Source organism: Pseudomonas fluorescens (assembly GCF_018614775.1).
In the GTDB taxonomy this organism is placed as follows: domain Bacteria; phylum Pseudomonadota; class Gammaproteobacteria; order Pseudomonadales; family Pseudomonadaceae; genus Aquipseudomonas; species Aquipseudomonas fluorescens_BY.
The window spans coordinates 1-5,665 of sequence record NZ_JAGGOF010000079.1 but is presented as its reverse complement, the minus strand read 5'-3'; the positions used below and the strand labels follow the sequence as shown (position 1 = coordinate 5,665).

Here is a 5,665-nt window from a genome sequence, read left to right as displayed (position 1 = left end):
CTGCTCGCGATGAGGCCAGCACAGACGATACGAAACTCAGCGCCCGCCGCCCAGATCCACAAACGTCCCGGTGGCATACGAAGCCTTGTCCGACAGCAGCCAGATAATCGCTTCGGCCACTTCGTCGGGCCGTCCGCCCCGGGCCATCGGGATCGCCGACTCCAGTTTGCTGACCCGATCCGGGTCGCCGCTGAGGGCGTGGAAATCGGTGTAGATGTAACCAGGACGCACCGCGTTGACGCGAATGCCCTCGCCGGCCACTTCCTTGGACAGGCCAATGGTGAAGGTATCCAGCGCGCCCTTGGAGGCCGCGTAGTCGACATACTCGTTCGGCGAGCCCAGGCGCGCGGCCACCGACGAGACGTTGACGATGCTGCCGCCTTGCCCGCCGTGCCGGGGCGACATGCGCAGCACCGCGTGCTTGGCGCACAGAATCGGGCCCAGCACGTTGGTCTTCAGGATCTTGAGAATGCGGAACTCGGACATTTCGTCGAGCCGCGCCTTCTGGGCGACCGTGCCGGCGTTGTTCACCAGGGCAGTGACACGGCCCAGTTCGGCATCCACCCGGTCGAACAAACCGACCACCTCGTCCTCGATGCTCACGTCGGCGCGCACGGCAATCGCCTGTGCGCCCTTGGCCCGCACCTGGCCGAGCACCTCCAGGGCAGCGCTTTCGTCGGACTGGTAATTGATGCAGATCCGATAACCCAGCTCGGCAGCCAGTAGCGCCGTGGCCGCCCCGATTCCGCGGCCGCCACCGGTGATGACGATGACTTTATCCACGCTAGTTCTCCCGTTCCACGGATAGAGGTCCGGGCCAAGAATAGCGTTCACCTCACGTTTTGCACAAACCGTTGCGCTTAACGGGCCAGCGCACGCAGGTCCAAGCGTCCGTCCAGCTGTGGCGGGCACCAGTAGTAGCCACCGGTAATCGGCCGGCTCATGCGATACAGGCCATCGGTGATGCCATCCTCCAGGCCACTCATGCGGCGCAATTGCACCTCGAAGGCGTCGAGGGAAAAGCCAAACGCCAGGAACATCAGGCCCGCACGGTCACCTTCGATCCAAGGCATCGAACGACGCACGAGGAAGGCCTCGGGGGCGAAGCTTTCCTGGGCGGTGCGCTTGACGTGGGCCGATTCCGGCGCCTCTTCGATTTCTTCGTTATCGCTCAGGCGCCGCCCCATGATGTTGTCGCGCTCGTGGGGGTGCATCGCCGCGAAACCATCCAGGTCATGCTGCCACTGCTGGATCGCCGCGAAACTGCCACCACGCACCCCGTCCACACCCTGGGCCAGGGCGGCGGCGACGGCCGCTTCGTCGAGGGGGTTTTCGGTACCGTCCTCATAACCCGTCAGGTCATGGCCGGTCTTGTGCCGGAAGGTTTCGTTCATCTGCACCAGGCGCAAGGCCGGGGCCAGCGCCGCCTCGATCGCACGGCTGCGGTGCAGGAGTTCGCCGCGGTCTTCGCCGTGCAGCCAGCACCACAGCGCGTGCTGGGTGGAAGGATTATCCACGCCCACGCCGGCCAGCGCCGGAAAAGCCCGCTGGCCTTCGACCTGAGCGCCCAGGGCCTGGACCAGTGACTCACCGAAGCCGATCACCGCGCGATCGTCGAGTTGCAACACGAGCTTGTCTATCGCAGCCGGCAGCGCCTCGACCGATTCCAGGGCAAAGAACAGATGACGGGCCTGAGGCGGAACGGGGGCGGCGAGAATGCCGGGCTGGTAGTAACTCATGTGAACTCCTTTAGAAAGAGCGCAAGTTTACCCGGCGGCCGTGGTTTTGTGTGGTTTGCCATGAGTGCCAAAGCCTGGAGCACACAAAGATTTTCGTAGGATCTTTCCGGCGCATGGGCCGGACAATTCGGAACCTGGACGGGACCGGCTGGCCGGCGATTGCCCGGCAGCGGAAAACGTCCTAGATTGACCTCCCTTCCGATGCCCCGGGCATCGAACACCAAGGAGAAGGTTCGACCCATGCACACGGCCAAATCAATCCTCGCCAGCGCGATTCTCCTGCTCTGCGGGACCCCCCAGGGCTTTGCCCAAGACCGTATCGAAGAGACAGTCAACGCCGCGATCCAGCCGTTGATGAAGCAACAGGATATCGCCGGCATGGCGGTGGCGATCACGCTTGACGGCCAACGTCATTATTTCAATTACGGCGTGGCCTCCAGGGAAACCCGGCAGGCGGTGACCGACCAGACCCTCTTCGAAATCGGCTCGGTCAGCAAGACCTTCACCGCAACCCTCGGCGCCTACGCCCAGGCCCAAGGCAAACTGTCCCTCTCGGACCCCGCCAGCCGCTTTGCCCCAGAACTGCGGGGCAGCGCCTTCGAGGGCATCAGCCTGCTCAACCTCGCCACCTACTCCGCCGGCGGCCTGCCGTTGCAGTTCCCCGCCGACGCGGACCATCCAGACCGGATGTTCAATTATTACAAGACCTGGAAACCGCTCTACCCGGCCGGCACTCAGCGACTCTACTCAAACCCCAGTATCGGCCTGTTCGGCTACCTGGCGGCCCGCAGCCTGGGCCAACCATTTGATCAGGTCATGGAGCAGACATTGATGCCGGGACTGGGCCTCAAGCACAGTTATGTACGGGTGCCGCAGGATCAACTGGGCCGTTACGCCCAAGGCTATGCAAAGGATGGCAAGCCGGTGCGGGTCGGGCCGGGTGCCATGGACGCCGAGGCCTACGGGGTGAAGACCAGCGCCTCGGACCTGATTCGATTCATCGAGGCCAACCTGGCACCTGAAAAACTGGACGCCGACCTGAGCAAAGCCATTGCCACGACCCATACCGGGTTCTACAAGGTTGGCGGAATGACCCAGGGCCTGGGCTGGGAGTTCTACCCGTACCCCGTCACGTTGGATGAGCTACTGGCAGGCAACTCGGTGGAGGTCGCCATGAAGCCGAACAAGGTGGAGCCTCTCGATCCGCCACGTCCGGCACCGGACAATGCCTGGATCAACAAGACCGGATCCACCGGCGGCTTCGGCGCCTACGCGGCGTTCGTGCCGGGCAAGCACATGGGCATCGTGCTGCTGGCAAACAAGAACTATCCGATTGAGGAGCGGGTCAAGGTCGCGCACCGGATCCTGACGGCGCTGGATGCGCAATAATTGAAGTGTGGGAGCAAAGCTTGCTCGCGATGAAAGCAACGCGGTCTTTCTGAAACCGAGGCGCTTGCTTTCGCGAGCAAGCTTTGCTCCCACACGCCACTCGCCACAGGGTTTATCTGCAACTCAATCATCCAACGGCTTGGGCGCTGCCGCAGGTTTGGCGGCCTTGCCTGGCTTGGCGCCCTTGGCCTCTTTTGCATCCTTCGCCGGCGCCGCTACCGGCGCGGGAGGAGGTGTCGGGGCGGCCGTCTCTTTTTCGGCGGGAGGCAGTTTGTCCACCGCGTCGAAAACGTCTTTCAGTTCGATCGCCCCGGAATGCTCAAGCTTCTTTTCCCCGTCCTTGCCCACCAGGATGATTTTGGTCTGGGCGCCGGCACCCAGCTTGAGCGAACGGATCAATGCCATGGTGCTTTGCGGGTCAAGGTCCTTGCCGTCGCGCTGGCCTATAGTGTTGAGCACGGTGTAGAGCACCAGGTTCCGTTCGGAAAAACCCTGCTTGCCGGCCGGTTCATCCAGGGCTTTTTTCAGGCTGACCCAGGCCGGGTCCACCGTGCTGGGCGCAATGACGATCAGGGGCCGGGCCTTGCCCACCTCCGCCACCAGGGGTGAGTCGCCATCGGCGGCGAACAGCGGGCCGGCGAGGGCCAGCAAGGTAGCGAAGGTCAACGACCGAATGAGCATGCGCCTCTCCTTTTGATATCTACGCTGTACTGATTGCGCATGGCGGCAATTGTTCCGCCAGCCGGCCAACACTGCGCCCGCTGTGTTGAAGCTTAGGCCAGCGGGTTCATTGCGCAACCGGGGGGGCACATGAGGTACAGAAATCCACTGTGGGAGCGGGCTTGCTCGCGAAGGCGTCGTATCAGTCAATATTAAGTCGACTGGCACGACGCCTTCGCGAGCAAGCCCGCTCCTATCAAACAAAACCTTACTCTTTGTTTCTCATAGCAAAAAATCATGCTGCCGGTGCCAACTGGTAGCCTAGCTTGCGAGCTTTGCGTTCCAAGGCTCGCAGTTGCCGGTCCTGGCTTTTGGCTTCATAAGCTTCAATGCCCTGTTCCACATAAGGCTGGCCTTTGGTCAGCATCGCGTAGATCAATCTGGCCAACTGATGTGCGGTGGCTTTGATGGCACAGCTTGCGTCCATTCTTGCCAATCTTGATCGATGGCTTGCACCGATGAAGCTCTTGTCGTTACGTGCATTCGAAGCCGCTTGCTTCAAGGCCTGGGCTGCGCGATTAAGTACTTTCGAGGTTTTGGAGGCCAATTGCTTTCCCCCTGATATCCGTGTCGGCGGAGCCAGTCCCAGCCATGAACAGAAGTGCTGTGAGGTCGGGAAACGACCCAGGTCCGGACCTATTTCGCTGGCCAGCACCAACGCCGTGTCAACGCCGATTGTCGGGATGGCTGTCAGGTCTACGCCCATTATCTGGCTCAACGCTTTGTGCAGATTTAGCTGATCTGCTGCGCACCGATGAGGGCTGCGTAGGACCTTGGTGGGGGCTTTTATGTCCGTGCTCAATGCGGGCAAGCGGGCCAGCGACTGGCCGATTGCGATATCACATGCCTTGATTTGTTGATCGAGAAAGTCCTGATACTCCACTTCCTGACGCAGGGCATGCAAATGCTCCATCCGCCAATTACCGTGCAAGCTTCGAGCAATGGTGGATTGATCAACCTTGATCCGCCGGTCCCTGTGAGTAGCCAGCACATGAGGGTTGCGCTCTCCTGCAAGGATGGCGCGGATGATCTTCATGCCGGTCACGCCGGTAATATCGCTGATGACGTTGGCCAGTTGAATGTTCATCTGGCTTAGCGCTTTCTGCATGCGATTGATGGACTTGGCCTGATCGCGAACCTTGTTGGCGCGCTGTCGGACCAGCGAACGCATCACGCAGATTTCGTCCGAAGGACGAAACGCGCCACTGAGCAGGCCGTGCGTCATGAGCTGCCAGATCCATTGGCAATCGAGCACATCTGACTTGCGTCCGGACACTTGGCGAGTGGCTCGGGAATTGACGAGATACACTTCGAAACCACGGGCATCCAGAATCTCGAACGCTGGAATCCAGTAGACACCGGTCGCTTCCATGGCCACCACACTGATCTTGAGAGACTCAAGCCAGTCGGCCAGGGCGATCAGGTCGTCGGTAAAGGTGGTGAAGCTGCGCACCGGATCTGCGCAGGATGAGGGGTCGACTGCCACCCAGTGCTCACGGCTGCCGATATCTATCCCGGCACAATGATGATGGACAATTTCGAAACGTTTCTTCTGGTTCTTGCGCGCCATGAAAAATCCTCGCAGGATTGAAGGGCGCGCGGGAACACGGTGGCGAATGGGTTCACTCTCCTATACGAGGTCACAGCGTGCTGTGCCTTCAGCGACTCCACGCCGATACCGTGCGAACCACTCTCCCACGCGGGTGCTGGCACACCAGTGCAGGCTACGGTTTCGATCCCCGCGCGCACTTCAACTTTATCCCGCCCCAGTTTGCTGCGCGACAGCGCAGCGTCGTAGACGGGGCGGGACCTCCCAC

Annotated in this window: 5 protein-coding genes; 1 reads left to right on the top strand and 4 read right to left on the bottom strand. The window is 61.3% G+C overall.

Going from position 1 to position 5,665, the window contains the following annotated elements:
- Nucleotides 1-36 precede the first annotated feature (36 nt).
- Nucleotides 37-783 carry an SDR family oxidoreductase gene (locus J7E36_RS19425; RefSeq protein WP_215006454.1) on the bottom strand — a complete coding sequence of 249 codons (747 nt, stop codon included), beginning with the start codon at nucleotides 781-783 and terminating at the stop codon, nucleotides 37-39.
- 77 nt (nucleotides 784-860) lie between these two features.
- Complete coding sequence (locus J7E36_RS19420; protein ID WP_215006452.1) at nucleotides 861-1,739, bottom strand: Dyp-type peroxidase; 879 nt, start codon at nucleotides 1,737-1,739, stop codon at nucleotides 861-863.
- 240 nt (nucleotides 1,740-1,979) lie between these two features.
- On the opposite strand from J7E36_RS19420, the gene ampC reads away from it, so the two are divergent.
- Nucleotides 1,980-3,128, top strand: coding sequence for a class C beta-lactamase (gene ampC, locus J7E36_RS19415; RefSeq protein WP_215006450.1), 1,149 nt, complete (start codon nucleotides 1,980-1,982; stop codon nucleotides 3,126-3,128).
- A 123-nt stretch (nucleotides 3,129-3,251) separates the two neighbouring features.
- Here the strand turns inward: ampC and J7E36_RS19410 are convergent, their stop codons facing one another.
- Both J7E36_RS19410 and J7E36_RS19405 read right to left on the bottom strand, forming a co-directional pair.
- Entirely contained in the window at nucleotides 3,252-3,809 is a 558-nt protein-coding gene (locus J7E36_RS19410) for a DUF4174 domain-containing protein (protein ID WP_215006447.1), read from the bottom strand.
- A 274-nt stretch (nucleotides 3,810-4,083) separates the two neighbouring features.
- A complete protein-coding gene (locus J7E36_RS19405; RefSeq protein WP_215006444.1) occupies nucleotides 4,084-5,418 on the bottom strand; it encodes an IS110 family transposase in 1,335 nt (444 codons plus the stop codon).
- Nucleotides 5,419-5,665 lie beyond the last annotated feature (247 nt).

Bases quoted from the DNA above. Each gene is read 5' to 3' on its own strand.
- J7E36_RS19420 (WP_215006452.1), bottom strand. From the start codon at position 1,739: ATGAGTTACTACCAGCCCGGCATTCTCGCCGCCCCCGTTCCGCCTCAG.
- ampC (WP_215006450.1), top strand. From the start codon at position 1,980: ATGCACACGGCCAAATCAATCCTCGCCAGCGCGATTCTCCTGCTCTGC.
- J7E36_RS19410 (WP_215006447.1), bottom strand. From the start codon at position 3,809: ATGCTCATTCGGTCGTTGACCTTCGCTACCTTGCTGGCCCTCGCCGGC.
- J7E36_RS19405 (WP_215006444.1), bottom strand. From the start codon at position 5,418: ATGGCGCGCAAGAACCAGAAGAAACGTTTCGAAATTGTCCATCATCAT.